19 protein-coding genes are annotated in these 19,769 nt (G+C 41.2%); 17 read left to right on the top strand and 2 right to left on the bottom strand.

Annotated features, from left to right (window positions below):
- The first annotated feature begins 33 nt into the window (after window positions 1-33).
- On the top strand, window positions 34-1,071 hold the full coding sequence (spoIID, locus tag ACDZ29_RS09380) for a stage II sporulation protein D (RefSeq protein WP_289327040.1): 1,038 nt from the start codon (window positions 34-36) through the stop codon (window positions 1,069-1,071).
- Between the two features lie 20 nt (window positions 1,072-1,091).
- Here the strand turns inward: spoIID and ACDZ29_RS09375 are convergent, their stop codons facing one another.
- Window positions 1,092-1,517 carry a VanZ family protein gene (locus ACDZ29_RS09375; RefSeq protein WP_370016857.1) on the bottom strand — a complete coding sequence of 142 codons (426 nt, stop codon included), beginning with the start codon at window positions 1,515-1,517 and terminating at the stop codon, window positions 1,092-1,094.
- Between the two features lie 152 nt (window positions 1,518-1,669).
- Between ACDZ29_RS09375 and ACDZ29_RS09370 the strand changes: the two genes are divergently transcribed.
- The 8 genes from ACDZ29_RS09370 to ACDZ29_RS09335 all read left to right on the top strand — a co-directional run bounded on the left by ACDZ29_RS09370 (window position 1,670) and on the right by ACDZ29_RS09335 (window position 8,252).
- A complete protein-coding gene (locus ACDZ29_RS09370) occupies window positions 1,670-2,647 on the top strand; it encodes a peptidoglycan DD-metalloendopeptidase family protein (protein ID WP_375090732.1) in 978 nt (325 codons plus the stop codon).
- Between the two features lie 434 nt (window positions 2,648-3,081).
- Window positions 3,082-3,354, top strand: a complete 273-nt coding sequence (gene spoIIID, locus ACDZ29_RS09365; RefSeq protein ID WP_034315767.1) for a sporulation transcriptional regulator SpoIIID — start codon at window positions 3,082-3,084, stop codon at window positions 3,352-3,354.
- A 307-nt stretch (window positions 3,355-3,661) separates the two neighbouring features.
- Window positions 3,662-4,663, top strand: coding sequence for a rod shape-determining protein (locus tag ACDZ29_RS09360; RefSeq protein WP_289327037.1), 1,002 nt, complete (start codon window positions 3,662-3,664; stop codon window positions 4,661-4,663).
- 281 nt (window positions 4,664-4,944) lie between these two features.
- Entirely contained in the window at window positions 4,945-5,784 is an 840-nt protein-coding gene (locus tag ACDZ29_RS09355; protein WP_375090731.1) for a flagellar hook-basal body protein, read from the top strand.
- Between the two features lie 55 nt (window positions 5,785-5,839).
- A complete protein-coding gene (locus ACDZ29_RS09350; protein ID WP_375090730.1) occupies window positions 5,840-6,688 on the top strand; it encodes a flagellar hook-basal body protein in 849 nt (282 codons plus the stop codon).
- A 153-nt stretch (window positions 6,689-6,841) separates the two neighbouring features.
- Window positions 6,842-7,096: a DNA-directed RNA polymerase subunit beta gene (locus ACDZ29_RS09345; protein ID WP_230159095.1), complete on the top strand. Its 255-nt coding sequence runs from the start codon at window positions 6,842-6,844 to the stop codon at window positions 7,094-7,096.
- Window positions 7,097-7,222: 126 nt separating this feature from the next.
- Complete coding sequence (gene fabZ / locus ACDZ29_RS09340; protein ID WP_034315755.1) at window positions 7,223-7,651, top strand: 3-hydroxyacyl-ACP dehydratase FabZ; 429 nt, start codon at window positions 7,223-7,225, stop codon at window positions 7,649-7,651.
- A 304-nt stretch (window positions 7,652-7,955) separates the two neighbouring features.
- A complete protein-coding gene (locus ACDZ29_RS09335; RefSeq protein ID WP_370016852.1) occupies window positions 7,956-8,252 on the top strand; it encodes a hypothetical protein in 297 nt (98 codons plus the stop codon).
- Between the two features lie 116 nt (window positions 8,253-8,368).
- Here the strand turns inward: ACDZ29_RS09335 and ACDZ29_RS09330 are convergent, their stop codons facing one another.
- On the bottom strand, window positions 8,369-8,803 hold the full coding sequence (locus ACDZ29_RS09330; protein WP_289327033.1) for a YwpF family protein: 435 nt from the start codon (window positions 8,801-8,803) through the stop codon (window positions 8,369-8,371).
- A 367-nt stretch (window positions 8,804-9,170) separates the two neighbouring features.
- On the opposite strand from ACDZ29_RS09330, the gene ssb reads away from it, so the two are divergent.
- The 8 genes from ssb (at window position 9,171) to ACDZ29_RS09290 (ending at window position 19,735) form a co-directional block, all read left to right on the top strand.
- Window positions 9,171-9,533, top strand: a complete 363-nt coding sequence (gene ssb, locus ACDZ29_RS09325) for a single-stranded DNA-binding protein (RefSeq protein WP_370016851.1) — start codon at window positions 9,171-9,173, stop codon at window positions 9,531-9,533.
- 19 nt (window positions 9,534-9,552) lie between these two features.
- Window positions 9,553-9,714, top strand: coding sequence for a hypothetical protein (locus tag ACDZ29_RS09320; protein WP_375090729.1), 162 nt, complete (start codon window positions 9,553-9,555; stop codon window positions 9,712-9,714).
- A 429-nt stretch (window positions 9,715-10,143) separates the two neighbouring features.
- Window positions 10,144-11,148 (top strand): ABC transporter ATP-binding protein, encoded by a 1,005-nt coding sequence (locus tag ACDZ29_RS09315; protein ID WP_375090728.1) that lies wholly within the window; start codon window positions 10,144-10,146, stop codon window positions 11,146-11,148.
- Window positions 11,129-12,097, top strand: a complete 969-nt coding sequence (locus tag ACDZ29_RS09310) for an ABC transporter ATP-binding protein (protein ID WP_289314335.1) — start codon at window positions 11,129-11,131, stop codon at window positions 12,095-12,097. Before ACDZ29_RS09315 ends, ACDZ29_RS09310 begins: the two co-directional genes overlap by 20 nt.
- Window positions 12,098-12,138: 41 nt before the next feature.
- Window positions 12,139-13,755: an ABC transporter substrate-binding protein gene (locus ACDZ29_RS09305; protein ID WP_289327029.1), complete on the top strand. Its 1,617-nt coding sequence runs from the start codon at window positions 12,139-12,141 to the stop codon at window positions 13,753-13,755.
- 115 nt (window positions 13,756-13,870) lie between these two features.
- Window positions 13,871-14,875: an ABC transporter permease gene (locus tag ACDZ29_RS09300; protein ID WP_289327409.1), complete on the top strand. Its 1,005-nt coding sequence runs from the start codon at window positions 13,871-13,873 to the stop codon at window positions 14,873-14,875.
- A 12-nt stretch (window positions 14,876-14,887) separates the two neighbouring features.
- Entirely contained in the window at window positions 14,888-15,790 is a 903-nt protein-coding gene (locus ACDZ29_RS09295) for an ABC transporter permease (RefSeq protein ID WP_289314337.1), read from the top strand.
- 207 nt (window positions 15,791-15,997) lie between these two features.
- Complete coding sequence (locus ACDZ29_RS09290) at window positions 15,998-19,735, top strand: S8 family serine peptidase (protein WP_375090727.1); 3,738 nt, start codon at window positions 15,998-16,000, stop codon at window positions 19,733-19,735.
- Window positions 19,736-19,769: the final 34 nt, after the last annotated feature.

Raw genomic sequence — 19,769 nt, 5'->3', positions numbered from 1 at the left:
GCAGAGAAAACAAGTGTAGGGAGGCTCAGGAATTTGAAAGCAATCAAACCGATGATCGTACTATTCATAGCAGTAGCATTCGCAATTATCATGATTCCAGCAGTGCTTGTGCTTCCATTTTCAAATGATAAGACAAGTGGGGAGTTAGCCGAACAATTAGATAAGAAAGTGAAGAATGAGGGGAAAGAGGTAAGTGCAAATGAAATGAGTTCCGTTGAAGTTGCCGTTTACCGTACCTCTGCAAAAAAGATTGAAAAACTGCCGATTGAATCGTATTTGACTGGTGTGGTTGCAGCTGAGATGCCAGCAGATTTTGAGGAAGAGGCGCTGAAGGCACAAGCATTGACAGCGAGAACTTATATCGTCAATCAGCTCATAAGCGAAAGTCGATTGGGCTTGCCGGATGGTGCCGATGTAAGCGATACGGTCATGCACCAAGTTTATAAGAATAATGATGAGCTGAAGAAACAGTGGGGCTCTGATTATAAATCGAAGATGAAGAAAATTAACAAAGCTATAAAAGAAACAGCGGGTCAAATCCTAACCTATGAAGGAAAACCGATTACTGCCACATTTTTTTCGACCAGCAATGGCTACACGGAGAATTCCGAGGACTATTGGCAAGCTGATTTTCCCTATTTAAAAAGTGTATCCAGCCCATGGGATAAAGAAGAATCACCAAAGTTTTATAATAAAGTTGTAGTGAATACTGCAGATTTTGAAAACAAACTGGGTGTAAGCCTTTCATCTGGAACATCAATAGGAACCGTCATTGAAAGAACATCAGGTAATCGCGTTGGTGTGGTGGAAATCGGAGGAAAGAAAATGACAGGAAAACAGATTCGTGAAAAGCTTGGGCTGACATCATCCGATTTTAACTGGGAGCGTCAAGGCAACCAGATTGTTATCACGACAAAAGGTTCTGGACACGGAGTTGGAATGAGCCAATACGGTGCCAATGGGATGGCCAGGGAAGGGAAAACCTATGAAGACATCGTAAAATATTATTATAAAGGCGTCAAAGTTCAGTCTTCAAGTAAGTGGCTGAATACGATGACGGCAAAAAAATGAGAGATGGGGATTCCCATCTCTCATTTTTTTGCGCTTAATTTTTCTATAATGGTCAAAAAGCCGCGTTCACGCTTGAAATAATGATATTGGACATGAAAATAGACTGCAGCCACTCCAATGATATCTTTAATTACATCTATTAAGGCAGCGGTGCGGTATGGGATGAATGATTGGTGGTATTCATCAATAACTCCGTAAAGGCAAGCTACAAGGGCCGCCAACAGGCTTAAACCAGGTTTCAGTTTTTGGTTTGCAGCAAGGGCCGAAACCAATAATATATACAAAAGGGCAAATTCGACCAGATGAAGTGCCTCTTTGATAAAGCGGTCAATTGAGGATGAGGGAAGATCAAGAATCATATCATCGGGGTTGCTCGACATTATCCAAATGGCAATCATATATAGAAAAGGCAATAACGTTAACACAAGTTTAAAGGCTTTTTTCATGAATTAAACATCCTTCAACAGTAAGATACCAAACATTTTACCATTCTACGAATAAAATCGGTTTCATTTCCGCAAAATAAATCTAAAAAAATTTTTTCCTGAATGTATATAATCTTAACAAAATGTTCAGAATGATTGCTGAGGTGATTAATATGAGAGAGGAAGAAAAGAAACCAACTTCCACAATCCGACGTATACTAAAACAACGTTGGGCATTATCAGCAATCTATATCGCAAGTGCAGCCATAATCTTAGCCGCGGCCTTCTTATTACAAAATAGTTTTGATGATTCAGCTAAAGATGGCAAAGAGGAATCAGCTGAAACAGGAAAAAACTATGGTCAGCCTTCTGTCGAGGTTAATAGTAATCTTGAGACAATCAAGATGCCTGTAGCCGATGCAGACAAATCGGTTATCAAGAAACAGTTTTATGATGTGAATGCGGATGAAAAGGCACAAGAAGAAGCATTGGTTTTCTACAACAATAGATATGAGCAAAACAAAGGTATAGACATTGCAATGGAAGATGGAAAATCTTTCGATGTAAAAGCTTCCTTAAGTGGAAATGTAACGAAAGTTCAAGACGACGCGTTACTTGGAAATTTAGTTGAAGTACAGCATGAAGATGGTGTCATCACTCGTTATCAATCTGTTAAAGACATTAAGGTTGCAGTCGGTGACAAAGTGAAACAAGGACAAGCAATTGCTACAGCTGGAAAAAGCCAAATCAACGAAGAAGCTGGCGTGCATGTCCACTTCGAAATCAGAAAAGATAACATTGCGTTAAATCCACTTGATTTTGTTGATAAACAAGCTTCTGCCATTCAATCGGCAACTGAAGCAGAAGGCAGCGAACTTAACGATTCAACTGATAAAGAAGAAACACCTGCAGTCGAAGGATCTGAAACTGATAAAGAAGAAACACCTGCAGTTGAAGGATCTGAAACTGATAAAGAAGAAACACCTGCAGTCGAAGAATCTGAAACTGGCACGGATGAAACGCCTGCCGTTGACGAAACTGACGAGAGCACTGATTTAGAGAGTGGCACTGATGAGGAAGGCTCTGTCCCAGAGAAAGATGCAACTGAGGAAAGTGACTCCTTAAAAGATTCGTTAAATCAATCTAATTAAGATTAAGATTTTTAATTAAATCAAAACAAAAACCTAGAGCGTTACGAATGACAACAACTGAAAATTTGGTAAAAAGAAGCCGTTCAATTTGAACGGCTTCTTTTTTTCTTTCGAGGAAATATTGGCCCATAAGCTGAAACATTTGAATTTCCGACAAATTTCTCGGGAAATAATTTGATCTTAAGGAAAATAAACAAATGAAAATTAGAAATAAATGCAAACCGCCTGTCCCATTAGGCATATATTCTTAACCAAGCTAATAAGATGTTATAAACCATGCAAAGAGAGTGTTTGAGGTGAGGAATCGTTTATTACAAATTATCTAATAGGTGAATAATTCTATCTTTCATTGTTTATAGGGCAGCGGTATTCGATTCGAAAAATACGAATCTCATTTCACACTTCTCACATCCAATCTGGGGAGGTCGAGTGGTGTGCACGATTACATCAAAGAAAGAACTATCAAGATAGGAAAGTATATCGTGGAAACTAGAAAAACAGTCCGCGTCATTGCAAAAGAGTTCGGAGTCTCTAAAAGCACAGTGCATAAAGACTTAACTGAGAGGCTGCCTGAAATCAATCCTGATTTGGCTAACGAAGTGAAGGATATATTGGATTATCATAAATCCATCCGTCACCTAAGAGGTGGAGAAGCGACAAAATTAAAATATAAACGATCTGAAAGAGAAGAAGAAATCGTTAAATAATTTTTGATATCATTCCGGCAATTGGAAGTGAATTATGCAAATCAGGGAATGAATAAGGGGACATGAAAGTGTGTCAGCCTATTCCTTAACCTTGATTGCGGTTCCGTGCCGGGATTTTTTTATGGGAAAAGACGAGGAATAGTGCTTAAGACATCTAATTTTTTTACATATTGGAAAAATAGGAAATAATAGTCTGTATTAGTGTTTATTTATAATTCATACTTACTTGTGTCAATGCAATATGGTAAAATAAACAATTAGGACAGAAGTAGGTTATATGTGAGGATATTCAAGGAGGATTTAAGAAATGTTTGCTAGAGATATTGGGATAGATCTTGGAACAGCCAATGTTCTTATACATGTCAAAGGTAAAGGAATTGTGTTAAATGAGCCTTCGGTAGTAGCAATTGATAAGAATACGAACCGTGTTCTTGCTGTCGGGGAAGAAGCTCGTAAAATGGTAGGCCGTACTCCAGGAAACATCATCGCAATTCGTCCTTTAAAAGACGGTGTCATTGCGGATTTTGATGTAACAGAATCGATGCTTAAGCATTTTATCAATACATTGAATGTGAAAGGTTTCCTTTCAAAGCCTAGAATTTTAATCTGCTGCCCGACCAACATAACAAGTGTCGAACAAAAGGCGATTAAAGAGGCTGCTGAAAAAAGCGGAGGGAAGAAAGTATTCCTTGAAGAAGAACCAAAAGTGGCTGCAATCGGTGCCGGCATGGATATTTTTCAACCAAGCGGCAATATGGTCGTAGACATTGGCGGGGGTACAACGGATATTGCCGTTCTTTCAATGGGGGATATCGTTACATCTTCTTCTATTAAAATGGCCGGTGACAAATTCGATAATGAAATTTTACATTATATCAAACGGAAGTATAAGCTTCTGATTGGTGAACGTACAGCGGAAAACATTAAAATCCAGGTTGCAACCGTCTTCCCTGGTTCACGTAATGAAGTCATCGATATTCGTGGACGCGATATGGTATCAGGATTACCTAGAACCATTTCGGTCAATTCGAAAGAAATTGAGGAAGCTCTTCGCGAGCAGGTTTCCATCATTGTACAAGCTGCAAAAAGCGTACTTGAGCGGACGCCGCCTGAACTTTCTGCTGATATCATCGACCGCGGTGTCATTTTAACAGGTGGTGGAGCATTGCTTCACGGGATTGATTTACTCCTTGCTGAAGAACTTAAGGTACCAGTACTCGTTGCCGAGCACCCAATGGATTGTGTAGCAATCGGAACAGGGATCATGCTTGATAATATGGATAAATTGCCACGGCACAAATTCAACTAAAAAGCGGATGGAAATCTGCATCATAAGATAGGGGTCTAAGGTTCAGACAAACATGAGGCATAGAGAAAGTGCGTGCAGTTCTAGTACTGATGAGCAATAGGCCCTCTTCTTTTAGTCGAGAATTTAACACCATTCCTTTAAATCTGACCTAGCCTACGATAAAAGACAAATTCTTCTGCCTAATGCTTTTTCTTTTTCCTTAAGATACTGATGTTCATGACCGATAAGATAGATATGGGAAATTGAACGGGATAAGTTATGTAGAATGAGGAGTGAAGAAGATGTTAAGAGGTTTTTATACGGCTGCTTCCGGGATGCTTACACAGCAAAGGCGCACAGAATTGCTCACAAACAATATGTCCAATGCGAATACAACAGGGTATAAAGCGGATCAAACGAGTGTAAGGTCGTTTCCTGAAATGCTTATCAGCAATATAGGTGGTAAAACGATTCCTACGGAGAACAAATTCAGTATGTCTCAATTATCCCAGGTTGGGGGGCTCAGTACGGGCGTTTACGTACAGGAGGCGAATCCTTTATTTACCCAGGGTACATTGGAGGAAACCCAGCTTAATACGGATATATCCTTGGCTGATGAAAACCTTCCGATCAATGAAGAAACCGGCCGGCAAGGGTCGGTGTTTTTTACTGTTCAGGATGGTGAGGGCGACGTCCGTTATACGCGTAACGGCAATTTCACTCTAGATGGGCAAGGTTATCTGACTACACCTGCCGGTCATTATGTATTGAACGAAAATAATGAACGGATCCAGCTTGATAGCGATCGGTTCACTGTAACGGAAAACGGTGTTATTTTGGAAGGAAATGTTCAAACGGCACGTATGGGCATCGGTTATTCAGATGATCCATCATCACAGCTCATGAAGGATGGGGAAGGCCTTTATAAGGCAGTGAATGATGGGAAATTACCTAACGCATACGCGGCTGCAGATATTGGTTTTTCTACTAAGCAAGGCTTTCTTGAAGGCTCCAATGTTGACCAATCGAGAACGATGACAGAAATGATGTCGGCATACCGCTCTTTTGAAGCGAGTCAGAAGGTTCTTCAAGCCTATGATAAAAGTTTGGATAAAGCGGTCAATGAAGTTGGCAGGCTTTAATTGAACATTAGAAGAAAAATGCCTTTGTAAATTTGAACATGTAAGGGGAAAATCCATGAATCGGACCATGATGACAGCGACCAATACGCTGAACCAACTTCAAAGTAAAATCGATCAAATAAGTAATAATATCGCTAATGTGGACACGACTGCCTACAAAAAGACCCAAACGAGTTTCAATGACTTATTGACACAGAGTTTCAATAATCAACCGAGTGATACCAAGGAAAAAGGAAGGTTGACCACACCTGGCATTCGACAGGGAACAGGTGCTAAGATAAGCCAATCTCAATTTGTGCTTTCACAGGGAGCCTTAAAGACGACGGACCGTAATCTTGATGCTGCAATCACTAGGGAGGACCAATTCTTCACCGTAAGCGTTCAGGACGATAATGGGGTCAATACAAGGCTTACGAGGGATGGGTCCTTTTATTTATCTCCTAATGCCAATGATCCCGATCAAATGATGCTCGTTACCTCTGCGGGACATAAAGTCCTTGATGAAAATGGTGAACCGGTCCTCATAGAGGGAAATATTAAAGACATTAAGATTTCGGAAAATGGCATATTGATAGTGGATACGGAAGAATATGGCGAAAGTAGTTTTGGGCTAGGAATCGTCTCGGTAAAGAAACCACAATTTCTTGACCGGCTAGGGGGAAATTTACTTGGCATGCCCGAAAACTACATTGCCTTGGGTGTTACTGAAGAAGATATCATGACTGAATTAACAGGGGATTCCCGCAACCAGGCAGCAGTCCGTCAAGGCACTCTGGAGTCCTCAAATGTCGATCTTTCCAAAGAAATGACGGATCTAATCAATGTTCAGCGGTCTTACCAATTTCAATCCCGGGCAGTAACGATGGCTGATCAAATGAGCGGATTAGTCAATGGAATCCGTTAAGGTATCTGGTAAATAAAATGTCTCCCTGCGGAATTAGAGCAAATCGGTTATAATGAATTCATAACAGAATCATTCGTGCCTATCATTTTGCATAGCTGCTGAATTTCTAAAATCAGTCGGCAAGTTTTCTTAAAAGGAGCTTTCACATTCAATATGGAACAAAATCGTGTAATGAGACAACAAATTGAAGAAGAGATAAAGGAAGTTGAGACGAAACCGAATCGTAGAATCAAGGTCCGGCTTTTGCCAATTTGGCTTCGTTTACTCATTGTTATCGGATTGATTTTCATTGCTGTATTATCCGGGGCACTATTGGGATACAGTGTGATCGGTGGAGGACATGCAATGGATGTTTTCCAAAAATCCACATGGACCCATATTATTGATATAGTGAACAAGGGCGCGTAGTTCCATGTTTTTTGAGTAGTTGCTGTCATTATCGGATTTATATTACATGGCAACTACGCCTCTGTCTTCATGACAGGGGCGAGTTTACGTTATATTTGAAATTTTGAATTCATAGGAGGAACAAATATGCTTGATATCACACAAATAAAGGAAATTATTCCGCATCGTTATCCGTTTTTATTAGTGGACCGGATCATAGAAATAGATGAAGGGAAAAGAGCGGTGGGATTGAAGAATGTCTCGGCAAATGAAGAATTCTTTAATGGTCATTTTCCCGATTACCCAGTTATGCCTGGTGTGTTAATTGTAGAGGCATTAGCGCAAGTTGGCGCTGTAGCCGTTTTGAAACAAGAAGAATACAAAGGACGGCTTGCATTTTTCGCTGGGATTGATAATTGCCGTTTTAAAAAGCAAGTAAAACCAGGTGATCAACTACGTCTTGAAGTGGAAATAGTGCGTATGAGAGGGTCAATGGGTAAAGGAAAAGCAGTGGCAACGGTAGATGGGGAAACAGCATGTGAAGCCGATATCATGTTTGCTTTTGGTGACAAATAAGAAGTAGTGCATTCATTTTCCGGGAACGGGACTAATTTACTAATTTAACTATATTTTTCAAAAAAATGGTTTATGGAAGCATGAAGCGGTGTATATAAATAGCACTGCATTGCTTTTTTAAAGCAAGAGCGGTTTTTAGAACTTTCTATTCTCCCTTTGAATGCCGGACATTTTTATGTCCGGCATTTTTTAATGATTAAATTCCAATAAGCGGATTTTCTTTTTAAATTTAAAATAGGACGCAAGTTATTTTCACATTCGGGCAAAATAGCTAATGATAAAGAAAGAAGGGAGGTTGCCAAAAATGATGAAGAAAATTTTTGCACTAATTGGGGGATCTTTATTATCTATTATGTTCCTTGCTGGATGTGGAACGGATAATGATGACAACAACAACAATCCCGCACCAGAAGAAGATAACAACATCATTGAAGATGATAACAACGGTACAGATGATAACAACGGCACGGATGATAACGACATGAATGATAACGATGATGGAGTGCTTGATAACGACGAGAATGACGTTGATAATAACGTTGATAATGATGCCGATGACTTGATTAAAGACAATGATAAAAATGACGACAAAAATAAGTAATTAGCACAGAATGAGAAAGACTGGCTTAGTTAAGAAGAGGATTTACATCCTTATTCGTCTAAGTCAGTCTTTTTTATGTCCATGCGATTAGGGGATGGGAATTATGGGAAGGATTTTTATTTATTTGTTGCCAATTTAGGCTTTGAGCGGATTTTTTGCTTGAACTCTTTTATTAATTCATCGCCGGCAAGACCCTTTTGGACCAAATCTTCTAGAAGGAGTTCTGCATATTTGCTCCGCGTTTTTTGGATGTGACCAACAAATAAGAGGCTATAATGGTTACCTACTTTTCTTATTGTGCGTAAAGCAGTGTGAAACAGGGCCGGTTCATTGTCCTTTTTGGTAATGACGGCCTGGATATATACCTCTCCGTCTATATTTGGAAGTGAGGGTTCAAGCTCTTTGAAATGATTTTCTTCTACAAAGGCCTCAAGTAACCATGATCTAGCGTCGTTTTCTTTATTTATAATCAGTCCATCTGTTAATGCAATATCAATCAAGTTTAAATTCTCAGTAACAATTTGCAACGAGATCAATTTAAATGATTTCATCTAATTCCTCCGTTTCTTGCCAGAAGAGTGGTAATTACCGCTCTTAAACGTAAATTTTAATCTTCCGGAATGGTTCATATCGATTAATCCTTTTAAAGGTAATTATATCATACTAAAAAACAGTCCCTTAATGAAATGAAAACCCAACAATTGTCTAAATTATGAATGATTGAATAAAAATTTGCAAAATATTTAATTTTGTTAACTTTTCGTTTTTTATTATATTTTGATCGACAAAAAATGATTTTGCATCAGTTCAAACCGTTTTTTAAGAAGAAAAAGGGTGTAATAAGCCCATTTCCTTCATTTTTTAATCGATGGAAGAAAGAGTATGATAAAAGCATATTAGAGAGGAAGGAGTGAAAAAATGATTAACCAAGTTACCCTCGTCGGCAGGCTTACGAAGGATCCCGAATTAAGATACACACCCGACGGCAAGGCTGTTTCCAATATCACATTAGCAGTCAACCGGAACTTCCGTAATACTGTTGGTGACTATGAGGCGGACTTCGTACAGTGTATCATATGGAAAAAGTCGGCTGAAAATACTGCTCAGTATTGTAAAAAAGGTGCCTTGATCGGTATCACAGGCAGAATAAAAACAAGGAGATACGAAAATCAAGAGGGTAAATATGTATATGTAACTGAAGTGGTCGCCGAGAGGGTTCAATTCATTGGATCTAAACAAAATGATGTTAAGCCCAAGGAGATTGAACATATTGGTTTATAGACTTATGTGGAGGTTGATCATGTGTGAGGATATAAAGCTTGCCTGGGCAGGAGCAGGCAAGCTTTATAAGACCATACAAAAGAAAAAGCGGATGGAAGAACTCATTAGTGATTTAATCCATCATGTGGGGAAGACCCATGTGAAAACTTCCAATAATGAATCATGTATTAGTACAGATTAATTTGAAACTTACTCAATTGGATAAACAAAACAATTATTTATATGAACATAATGAAAAATTAATGCAACGTATTTCAACACTTGAACAAAGGCGTAAAATATTTCGATGACGGGAAAAATTCCGTTAAGCTTGACTGTAGTATATAGAGTTCATTTTCACCCCTTCATTCCCCAAAGGCTAATATAGCTTTTTCCTCGCTGGAAACTCCGATTTACCCTCATATGGAATCAAGTTTTCTGATTCCCTTCCTTTAATGACTGCAAACAAGCAGTCTTTTTTTCATGCCAAAATGTGTGAATTTAAACAAAATAAAAAAATTATTCTGTCAAATTAGAATTTTTAGAAAATATATTGTAATATTTTAATTTTGATGCAATAATAAACCCAATAATATAATTGGAAAAAAAGTTATATATAGGAAGTGATTTGATGGACGAACCAATTATTAAGGTGAGTGGGCTGCGAACCAGTTTTCGTACTGACGATGGGGTGATCCCTGTCGTGAATTCAATCGATTTTCACGTCAATCCTGGTGAAGTTTTAGGTATTGTAGGAGAATCAGGATGCGGAAAAAGCGTAACTTCTTTGTCCATCATGGGTCTGGTTTCTTCACCTGCTGGTAAGGTGGAGGGAGAAATCCTTTTTAAAGGAGAGAATATCGCAAATGCCTCTGAAGCGAAAATGAGAAAAATTCGCGGGAATGATATAGCGATGATATTCCAGGAACCGATGACAAGTTTGAATCCTGTGTTCACTATTGGCGAGCAGTTGGTGGAGACGCTTCGGATACATAAAAAATGGAACAAAAAGCAGGCGCGGCAAAGAGCGGTAGAAATGTTGAAGCTGGTTGGGCTTGGTCGTGCCGAGGAATTGATTGATGAATATCCACATCAACTTTCAGGTGGAATGAGACAAAGGGTCATGATAGCAATGGCCATGATCTGTGAGCCGAAACTCCTTATAGCCGATGAACCGACAACGGCTTTGGATGTGACGATCCAGGCACAAATCCTAGAGTTAATGAAGAATTTAAATAAAGAAACAGATACAGCAATCATGATGATTACCCATGATCTTGGCGTTGTGGCGCAAATGTGTGAACGTGTCATTGTCATGTATGCCGGCAAGGTAATAGAGGAAGGAAATGTGCAAACGATTTTCCAAAATCCTAAGCATCCTTATACGGTCGGATTACTTCAGTCGATTCCGGATATGCGGATAAAGAAAGAGCGACTTTACTCGATACCGGGTAATGTTCCAAAACCTGGGACAAGCAGCCTCGGTTGCCAGTTTGCCCCTCGGTGCTCCCATGCCATGGAGCGATGTTTGAATGAGACACCGTCTCTTATGAAATTTGATGAGGGCCAGCATGTTCGTTGCTGGCTGTATGAAGATGGGAAAGGAGCTGCCCTGCATGAATCAAACATTGGTTAAGGTAGAAAACCTAAAGAAACATTTTCCAATTAAAGGAGGGGTTCTAGGAAAGACCATTGGAGAGGTCAAGGCAGTGGATGGTTTGTCTTTTTCCATTTATAAAGGGGAAACTTTAGGCCTTGTCGGAGAAAGCGGTTGCGGAAAGTCGACAACGGGAAGATTATTGCTTCGATTGCTTGAGCCGAGTGAGGGGAACGTTTATTTCGAAGGAAAAGACCTGACGGCTTTATCTTCCCGTGAAATGAGAAAGATGCGCCGTGAAATGCAGATGGTCTTCCAGGACCCATTCGCTTCCCTCAATCCCAGGCATACTATTGAAAAAATATTGGAAGAGCCGCTCATCGTCCATGGGGTTAAAGATAAAAAGACGCGAAAGGCCCGTGTACAGGAACTCCTTAAGGTTGTTGGCTTAAGCAGTTACCATGCTAAAAGGTATCCGCATCAATTCAGTGGTGGCCAGCGGCAGCGTATTGGCATTGCGAGGGCACTTGCCGTTAACCCCAAGCTGATCATCGCCGATGAGCCCGTATCTGCACTGGATGTTTCGATTCAGGCCCAGGTCTTGAATCTCCTGCAGGATTTGCAGGAAGATTTTGATTTGACCTACTTATTCATTGCCCATGATCTTGGAGTGGTAAGGCATATCTCCGACCGTGTCGGTGTGATGTATCTTGGACATATAGTTGAATTGACGGAAAGTGAGGGACTTTATGAAGATCCACTTCACCCATATACCCAGGCTTTATTATCGGCCGTACCGATCCCGGATGTGGAATACAAGGGGGATAGGGTAATCCTGCAGGGAGATGTTCCAAGCCCATCAAACCCGCCTGGCGGCTGTCCATTCCATACGAGGTGTCCGAAAGCCATGGTAGAGTGCAAAACGGAAAAGCCAATCCTGCATGAACATAAACCTGGTCACTACGTTGCTTGTCATTTATACAATTGACACGACGTATACATAAATTCGCAATAATAAGGGGGAAGAATATGAAGAAAACATTAGCTTTATTGTTGACTGGTATCCTGGCTCTTTCACTAGCGCTTGCGGGATGCTCCTCGTCTACATCAAAAGAGAAAGATGATGGTAAAGGGGGATCGAGTGATGCAAAAGGCGGCGTATTGATTTACGGTAAAGGCGGAGATGCGGTCGGTCTTGACCCAGCTATCGTAACCGATGGAGAATCATTCATCGTCACACAACAGATTTTTGAAACGCTTGTGAAATATGGGGAAGATGATACGGAAATTAATCAGGGTCTTGCAGAATCATGGGAAGTGTCCGATGACGCAAAAACATACACATTCAAATTGAAAACCGGCATCAAGTTCCATGATGGTACTGATTTCAATGCAGATGCGGTCGTAAAAAACTTTCAACGCTGGGCGCAAAGTAAGGATGAAGGTAAATTTGCTTACTATGCTTCCATGTTCGGAGGATTTGAAGGTGATGAGGGCCATGTGATCAAAGAAGTAAAAGCTATCGATGAAAGCACGGTGGAATTCACTTTGAACCGTCCGCAGGCTCCATTCCTGAAAAACCTTGCCATGCCTACATTTGCAATAGCCAGTCCGACTGGATTTGAAAAAGAGGGAGACAGCTTCACCAAGAATCCATCTGGTACAGGTCCTTTCAAATTCAAATCATGGAAACCTGGCGATACGATTGAAGTGGTGAAAAACGATGACTATTGGCAAGATGGACTGCCAAAACTTGATGGAATCACGTTTAAGGTCATTAAAGATAACTCTGCGCGTTTAAATGCTGCAATCAAGGGTGAAATCGACCTGATGGACGGGTTGAACCCAAGTGATATCAGTAAGGTTACAGGAGATGACAAACTGCAAATATTCGAACGTGCATCCATGAACGTCGGGTACTTTGCTTTCAATGTTGAGAAAGCACCATTCGACAAGAAAGAAGTACGTCAAGCAATCTCACATTTGATCAACAAAAAGGAAATCATTGATAATTTTTATGAAGGCACTGCAGAGCCTGCCAAGAATCCTATGCCGCCATCCGTTTCTGGCTACAATGACAAAGTCGAAGACTATGATTACGATGTAGAAAAAGCGAAAGAACTGCTTAAACAAGCTGGACTTGAAGACGGGTTTAAAATGGACCTTTGGGCAATGCCGGTACCGCGCCCATATATGCCAGATGGTCAAAAAGTGGCTGAAGCCATTCAAGCAAGCCTAAAACAAGTCGGCATCGAAGCTAATATCGTTTCGTACGAATGGGCTGCATATTTAGAGAAAGTGCAGGCTGGTGAAGCTCAATCCTTCATGATGGGCTGGACAGGAGATAATGGAGATGCGGATAACTTCCTTTATACATTATTGGATAAAGATAATATCGGCTCCAACAACTATGCCCGTTATGCAAACGATGAAGTTCATGAGCTACTGATTGAAGCCCAGTCCACGGCAGATGAAGCCAAGCGTAATGAGTTATATGGAAAAGCTCAGGAAATCATCCATGATGAAGCTCCATGGGTTCCACTTGTCCACTCTTTACCGCAGCTAGCCGGATCTAAGACAGTCAAAGGGTTTGTTCCACATCCAACTGGTTCTCAATCCCTTGTGAATGTTTCTCTAGAAAATTAACCGTACGAACCGGGTAGTATGGAATCTTGCATGCTTCCCGGTTTTGTTATGGAATGCATTTCAAAATGATCGAGGGCGCTTCGAAGGACCCTTATTTAAAAGGCGGGTGATTGTTTTGTTTTCCTATACCGTACGACGTTTAGGATCTCTCATTCCAGTGTTACTCGGAATGGCATTTATTGTATTCATGATGATTCGGGCGATTCCTGGAAATCCAGCACAGGTGATTCTAGGGCAGCAAGCAACAGAAGAGGCAGTCGCTGCAATGACAAAGGAACTTGGTTTGGATAAACCTTGGTTCATTCAATTTTGGGATTACTTATCAGGCCTGTTAAAGGGTGACCTGGGTGTATCGTTAAAAACGAATAGTCCGGTTTCTGAAGAAATTGGGCCATACCTCATGGCCACGATAGAACTGGCATTGATCGCCATGATCATTGCAGTAGTCATAGGTGTGAATGCAGGGATAATATCAGCTTGGTTCCAAAACTCATGGTTTGATTATGTAGCAATGGTTATTGCGTTGATTGGTTTGTCCATGCCTATATTCTGGCTGGGATTAATGGAGCAATACATCATTTCAATACAATGGGATTTACTACCGACGACAGGGCGGGACAATATCAGGGATCCTGTTGAGGCCATAACCGGTCTGTATTTGATAGATACACTCATTGCTGGCAGAGTGGATCAGTTTTTCGAAGTGATCAAACATCTCATTTTGCCGGGAATTGCGCTTGCGACCATTCCAATGGCCATTATTGCAAGGATGACACGGTCGTCCATGCTGGAAGTTATGAGATCGGATTTCATTCGTACGGCTCGTGCCAAGGGAATGAGAATGTTTTGGGTTGTTTACAAGCATTCCTTTAAGAATGCCTTAATTCCAGTGGTTACAGTTATCGGCCTTCAGACAGGATTACTATTAGGCGGCGCCATATTAACGGAAAACATTTTTGGGTGGCCGGGTATCGGTACATATATTTATGATGCAATACTATCTCGGGACTATCCGGTCATACAGTCCGGAATTCTCGTCATCGCCTTTCTGTTCGTCATGATTAATCTAGTTGTGGACTTGTTGTATGCAGCGATCGATCCTAGGATTAAGTATAAATAGGGAGGGAAACTCATGCCTGAAATAGCAACGAATACATCGCCAATCCTTCCTCCCAAAGAGGCAGAGGAAAAAGTCATCTCTCCCTGGAAGGAAGGATGGAAAAGCTTTAAGAAAAATAAAGTAGCCCTTGTTGGTCTGGGGATTGTTTTATTTTTCATCTTAATAGCCGTCTTCGCACCGCTAATAGCACCCTATTCATTTGAGGGACAAAAGCTAAGTGATAAACATTTGGCACCATCTGCGGAACATTGGTTTGGAACGGATGAATTTGGCCGTGATATTTTGAGCAGGGTCATTTATGGCTCGCGCATATCAATAGGGATCGGCTTCTTATCTGTAGCCGGGTCTGTCGTGGTTGGATCTTTTTTAGGAATCATTGCCGGTTATTACGGTAGGTGGATAGATACGATCATATCGAGGGTCTTTGACATCATTCTGGCCTTTCCAAGTATCTTGCTGGCCATTGCTGTCGTGGCCGTTTTGGGACCTTCCCTTCGCAATGCACTTATTGCCATTGCCATCGTCAATGTCCCGATATTTGGCCGGCTTCTACGTTCACGGGTCTTAAGCGTGAAAGAAGAGGAATATGTAACGGCCGCGAAGGCCATTGGAATGGGAGATGGCCGCATTCTCCTTCATCACGTCCTTCCGAATAGCCTTGCACCGATTATCGTCCAGGGTACCTTGGCGATTGCTACTGCCATAATTGAGTGTGCAGCACTTGGCTTTCTCGGTCTCGGTGCACAGCCGCCAGCACCAGAGTGGGGAAAAATGCTTGCTGATTCCAGAGCATTCATCATTCAAGCACCATGGACGGTTCTTTTTCCTGGGCTTGCGATCATGCTTACGGTACTCGGCTTTAACCTAATGGGCGATGGCCTGCGTGATGCTCTGGATCCAAGAATGAAAAACTAGAAGTAAAAGGTGATGTTAGTTTTAACATCACCATCTTTTTGTCGTCTATCTTGTAAATCTATTAAAATATGAAAAATAATGACAATATCCTAGTTTGAAATAGGAAAATAGTGACTATTATCTCTTAAATTCACCCCAAAAGTTGTGATATTTTTATACTAAGTAAGAATATTCCAAAAATACATTATTTTAGAGGAGGAAAGTTCATTGTTTAAACGTAGCTTGTCCATTCTAGCAATCTTTCTATTAGTATTTACTGCAAGCGTTTCCGCAGCCAAGCTCCCAGATCCCCCGACCGGTTCGGGCAGTGCAGGTGAGAAGAATCAGGAAAGCATTATAAAGCTGAAGAAAAATGATTTGGGGAAGAAATACAAAAGCAACGAGAAGGTCAGGGTCATCGTAGAGATGAAGGAAGCCCCGGCAATAGAAACGGCTTCGAAAGAAGGGAAACTTTTTAAACAGCTATCGAAAAATAAGAAACAACAATTAAAGTCCGAAAAATTAGCTGTTCAGAAGAAATTGAAAAATAAGGTGAAAGAGAAGAAAATAGCTTTCAAGGAACTTGAAAGTTTTACCACAGTCGTCAATGGGTTCAGTGGTGAACTTCAGTATGGTGAAATCAAAAAGGTGGAAGCCATGCCTGAAGTTGCTGAAGTACATATAGCGAATGAATATGAACGCCCTGTAGAAAAACCTGAGATGCTTTATAGTAAAGAACTTGTCCAAGCCCAGGAAGCTTGGAGGGAATATGGATATAAAGGGGAAGGGATGGTCGTCGGGATTATCGATACTGGAATCGACCCATCTCACCGTGATATGGTCCTGAACGACGAGAATAAGGCAGAACTGACTGAAAGTGAAATTAGCGGAATGAAGGAATCTAGCCATCTATTAGGCAACTATTATACGGCGAAGGTACCTTATGGATATAATTACATGGATGAAAATGAAGAAATCCTTGACCTTGGTGAAGGGGCCTCCATGCATGGAATGCATGTAGCAGGGACGGCTGGTGCCAATGGAGATGAAGCGAATGGCGGCATTAAAGGGGTCGCTCCTGAAGCCCAGCTGCTTGCTTTAAAGGTCTTCGGGAATGATCCCGCCATGCAGACAACATGGGGAGATATATATATTAAGGCAATTGATGATGCAATCATCCTTGGGGCGGATGTGCTGAATATGAGCCTTGGCTCAACTGCAGGTTTTGTATCAGCAGAAGATCCGGAGCAACAGGCAGTATCCAGAGCTGTTGATAATGGGATCCTCATGTCGATTTCAGCAGGAAATTCGGCTCACTTTGGAAATGGATTTGCAAACCCATCAGCCTCGAACCCGGATATTGGCGTTTCAGGTTCACCTGGACTTGCTTATGACTCGGTACAAGTGGCCTCGGTCGAGAATAACTATATGGATTTGGATGCGGCGACTTATGATATAAATGGGCAAGTAGGAAAAGCGCCGTTCATGTCGGCTTCGAGCGTACATCCCAATGCTTTAAAAGATAAAACGCATGACTTGGTTGCCGCAGGTCTTGGGACGCCAGAGGAGCTTTCCAAAGTGGATGTAAAGGGCAAGTTCGCCCTCATCGAGCGCGGCACGCTTTCTTTTATTGAAAAGACGCAAAATGCCCAGGCAGCAGGAGCGGCAGGAGTCATTATTTACAATAATGCTGATGGATATATCTCCATGGCTACAGATCAAAATATCACGATTCCTCAGCTGTTTATGTTGAAATCGGATGGTGCAAAGCTGAAAGCGGCCTTAACTGATGGAGAAAAGGTGAAGATTACCTTTAATGGTGATAAAACAAAAGCTGTAAATCCAGAAGCAGGAAAAATGAGCGCATTCAGTTCATGGGGAGTCGCACCGAACCTGGATTTCAAACCGGAAATCACTGCTCCAGGCGGACAAATTTATTCGACGTTGAACAACGATGAATATGGAATGATGAGCGGTACTTCGATGGCCGCGCCACATGTATCCGGAGGCTCTGCACTGGTTCTTGAAAGAGTGGATAAAGACTTTAAATTAGATGGATCTGCCCGGGCCAATTTGGCTAAGAACCTGATGATGAATACTTCAAAGCCATTAATGGATCAGGGGGTCGTCAATAACGCCCTTGAATGGGAGAATCCATACTCACCTCGCAGGCAGGGAGCTGGAGTCATGCAGCTGCAATCCGCATTGTCCACACCTGCTGTCGTGACGGAGGCGTTCACGAAAGAAGCGAAGGTTGCAATGAAGGAGATCGGCAATAAGTTCGCCTTTACTTTAAAGGTTGAAAACTTCAGCAACAAAGCAGTCAAGTATGATGTAAAAGGAAATATCCAAACAGACTATGCAATCCAGGGACAACTGGGTTATTCCGCGCACCAGTTAGAGGCACAGGAAATTAAGGACGCTTCGATTAAAATCAATAATAAAGATACAAATAAGATTACCGTACCTGCAAAAAAATCGGTTACATTCGAAGTGAAGGTGGACATAACCGATGCAAAGGTACTTGGCGATGACCTTCAGACTCTTGTAGACGTTGACAAGGTCTTTCCAAACGGATATTTTGTTGAAGGCTTCATTTCATTGAAGGATCCAGCTGACACTAATCCGGAACTGCATGTACCCTATGTAGGGTTTAAAGGGGAGTGGGACAAGGCCCCAATCCTTGATGGCACTAAATATGATAAAGAGTCTTTCTATGGCATGGCAGGTGGAGTATCGACAGCAGGTGAAGATTTCACTTATCTTGGCTACGACCCTGCGGGGAAAACATTTAATGGCAAAAATATTGCGATTTCCCCAAATGGCGATGGAGCGCAGGATGACTTCGTGCCTGTCCTATCATTCTTAAGGAATGCGAAAAAGGTAGAATATAATATATTGAATGGTGAAAACAAATCAGTCCGGAAACTTCGCACAGAGAATAATGTGCGTAAGGACTATTATGATGGTGGGGAAGGGACCGCATACTCACTTGATCCAGCCCGTAAATGGGACGGTAAAATCAATAATGCACTTGCTAAGGATGGGGTCTATCATTTTGAAATCAAAGCGATGATAGATTACGAGGGTGCAAAATGGCAGACTTTTAAAATGCCTATCAAAATCGATACGGTAAAGCCGACAGTCAAGATTTCGAAAAAAGGCAATGTATTAACCATCCAAGGTAAGGATAATTTGAATGGTTCAGGACTTGCTTATTACGATGTGCAAGTCGATGGAGCATCCATCATGGAGGAGCCGCTCCCGGCGAATTCGAAACAATTCACCCTACCTGATGTAAAAGGGGAAAAGGTTCAAGTAGTGGCAATTGACTTTGCAGGTAATGAAAAAACAGCTGAAACTGAATTAGCCAGTGATTCAGCTCCAATCGATAATCATGCACCAGCTGTAAAGATAAAAAGTCCTGAAGCATTAAGCGTGAATAATAAAAAGAAAATCAAAATAACAGGAGATATTGAAGAAGCGTCGGAAATAAAGGAATTTAAAATAGATAATAAAACGATCCCTGTAACGTATAACAAAACGAATAATAAATATGAATTCTCATATGAAAAGAAATTCGAGGACGGCGTCCAAAGCTTTACGGTTAAAGCGACAGACAAATGGGATAACACGGTTTCCTTTAAACGGACGATTATGGTCGATACAACAAAACCAGGTATAAAAGTTAAAGGCGTACCGGCAACTGTAGGATTCAAAGGGAAAAATCCAAAAGTGGATGTGACGGTAGAAGATAATTTCGATGAAATCCGCCTTTACCTGAACGGAAGCGAAGTATTCTATAATGAATTCAAGGAACCATATAAAATGCGTGCCTATAAGAAGAAGATAGAGGATCTGGAACTGCCGCTTAAATCAGGCAACAACAAGTTTGAATTTAAGGTGACCGATCTTGCAGGAAATGAATCGAAGAAATCCTTTAACATCAATAAAGCAAAAAAATAACGAAAGGCAGCCCTCTTACCCATGGGTTCAGACT

The organism is Peribacillus sp. RS7, from assembly GCF_041956845.1.
GTDB lineage: Bacteria > Bacillota > Bacilli > Bacillales > DSM-1321 > Peribacillus.
The sequence above is the reverse complement of the archived record's forward strand: the minus strand, read 5'-3'. Positions and strand labels throughout refer to the sequence as shown.

Bases quoted from the DNA above. Each gene is read 5' to 3' on its own strand.
- ACDZ29_RS09295 (WP_289314337.1), top strand. From the start codon at position 14,888: ATGCCTGAAATAGCAACGAATACATCGCCAATCCTTCCTCCCAAAGAG.
- ACDZ29_RS09375 (WP_370016857.1), bottom strand. From the start codon at position 1,517: ATGAAAAAAGCCTTTAAACTTGTGTTAACGTTATTGCCTTTTCTATAT.
- ACDZ29_RS09350 (WP_375090730.1), top strand. From the start codon at position 5,840: ATGAATCGGACCATGATGACAGCGACCAATACGCTGAACCAACTTCAA.
- fabZ (WP_034315755.1), top strand. From the start codon at position 7,223: ATGCTTGATATCACACAAATAAAGGAAATTATTCCGCATCGTTATCCG.
- ACDZ29_RS09360 (WP_289327037.1), top strand. From the start codon at position 3,662: ATGTTTGCTAGAGATATTGGGATAGATCTTGGAACAGCCAATGTTCTT.
- ACDZ29_RS09370 (WP_375090732.1), top strand. From the start codon at position 1,670: ATGAGAGAGGAAGAAAAGAAACCAACTTCCACAATCCGACGTATACTA.
- ssb (WP_370016851.1), top strand. From the start codon at position 9,171: ATGATTAACCAAGTTACCCTCGTCGGCAGGCTTACGAAGGATCCCGAA.
- ACDZ29_RS09330 (WP_289327033.1), bottom strand. From the start codon at position 8,803: ATGAAATCATTTAAATTGATCTCGTTGCAAATTGTTACTGAGAATTTA.
- ACDZ29_RS09335 (WP_370016852.1), top strand. From the start codon at position 7,956: ATGATGAAGAAAATTTTTGCACTAATTGGGGGATCTTTATTATCTATT.
- ACDZ29_RS09320 (WP_375090729.1), top strand. From the start codon at position 9,553: ATGTGTGAGGATATAAAGCTTGCCTGGGCAGGAGCAGGCAAGCTTTAT.
- ACDZ29_RS09315 (WP_375090728.1), top strand. From the start codon at position 10,144: ATGGACGAACCAATTATTAAGGTGAGTGGGCTGCGAACCAGTTTTCGT.
- ACDZ29_RS09310 (WP_289314335.1), top strand. From the start codon at position 11,129: ATGAATCAAACATTGGTTAAGGTAGAAAACCTAAAGAAACATTTTCCA.
- ACDZ29_RS09345 (WP_230159095.1), top strand. From the start codon at position 6,842: ATGGAACAAAATCGTGTAATGAGACAACAAATTGAAGAAGAGATAAAG.
- ACDZ29_RS09305 (WP_289327029.1), top strand. From the start codon at position 12,139: ATGAAGAAAACATTAGCTTTATTGTTGACTGGTATCCTGGCTCTTTCA.
- ACDZ29_RS09355 (WP_375090731.1), top strand. From the start codon at position 4,945: ATGTTAAGAGGTTTTTATACGGCTGCTTCCGGGATGCTTACACAGCAA.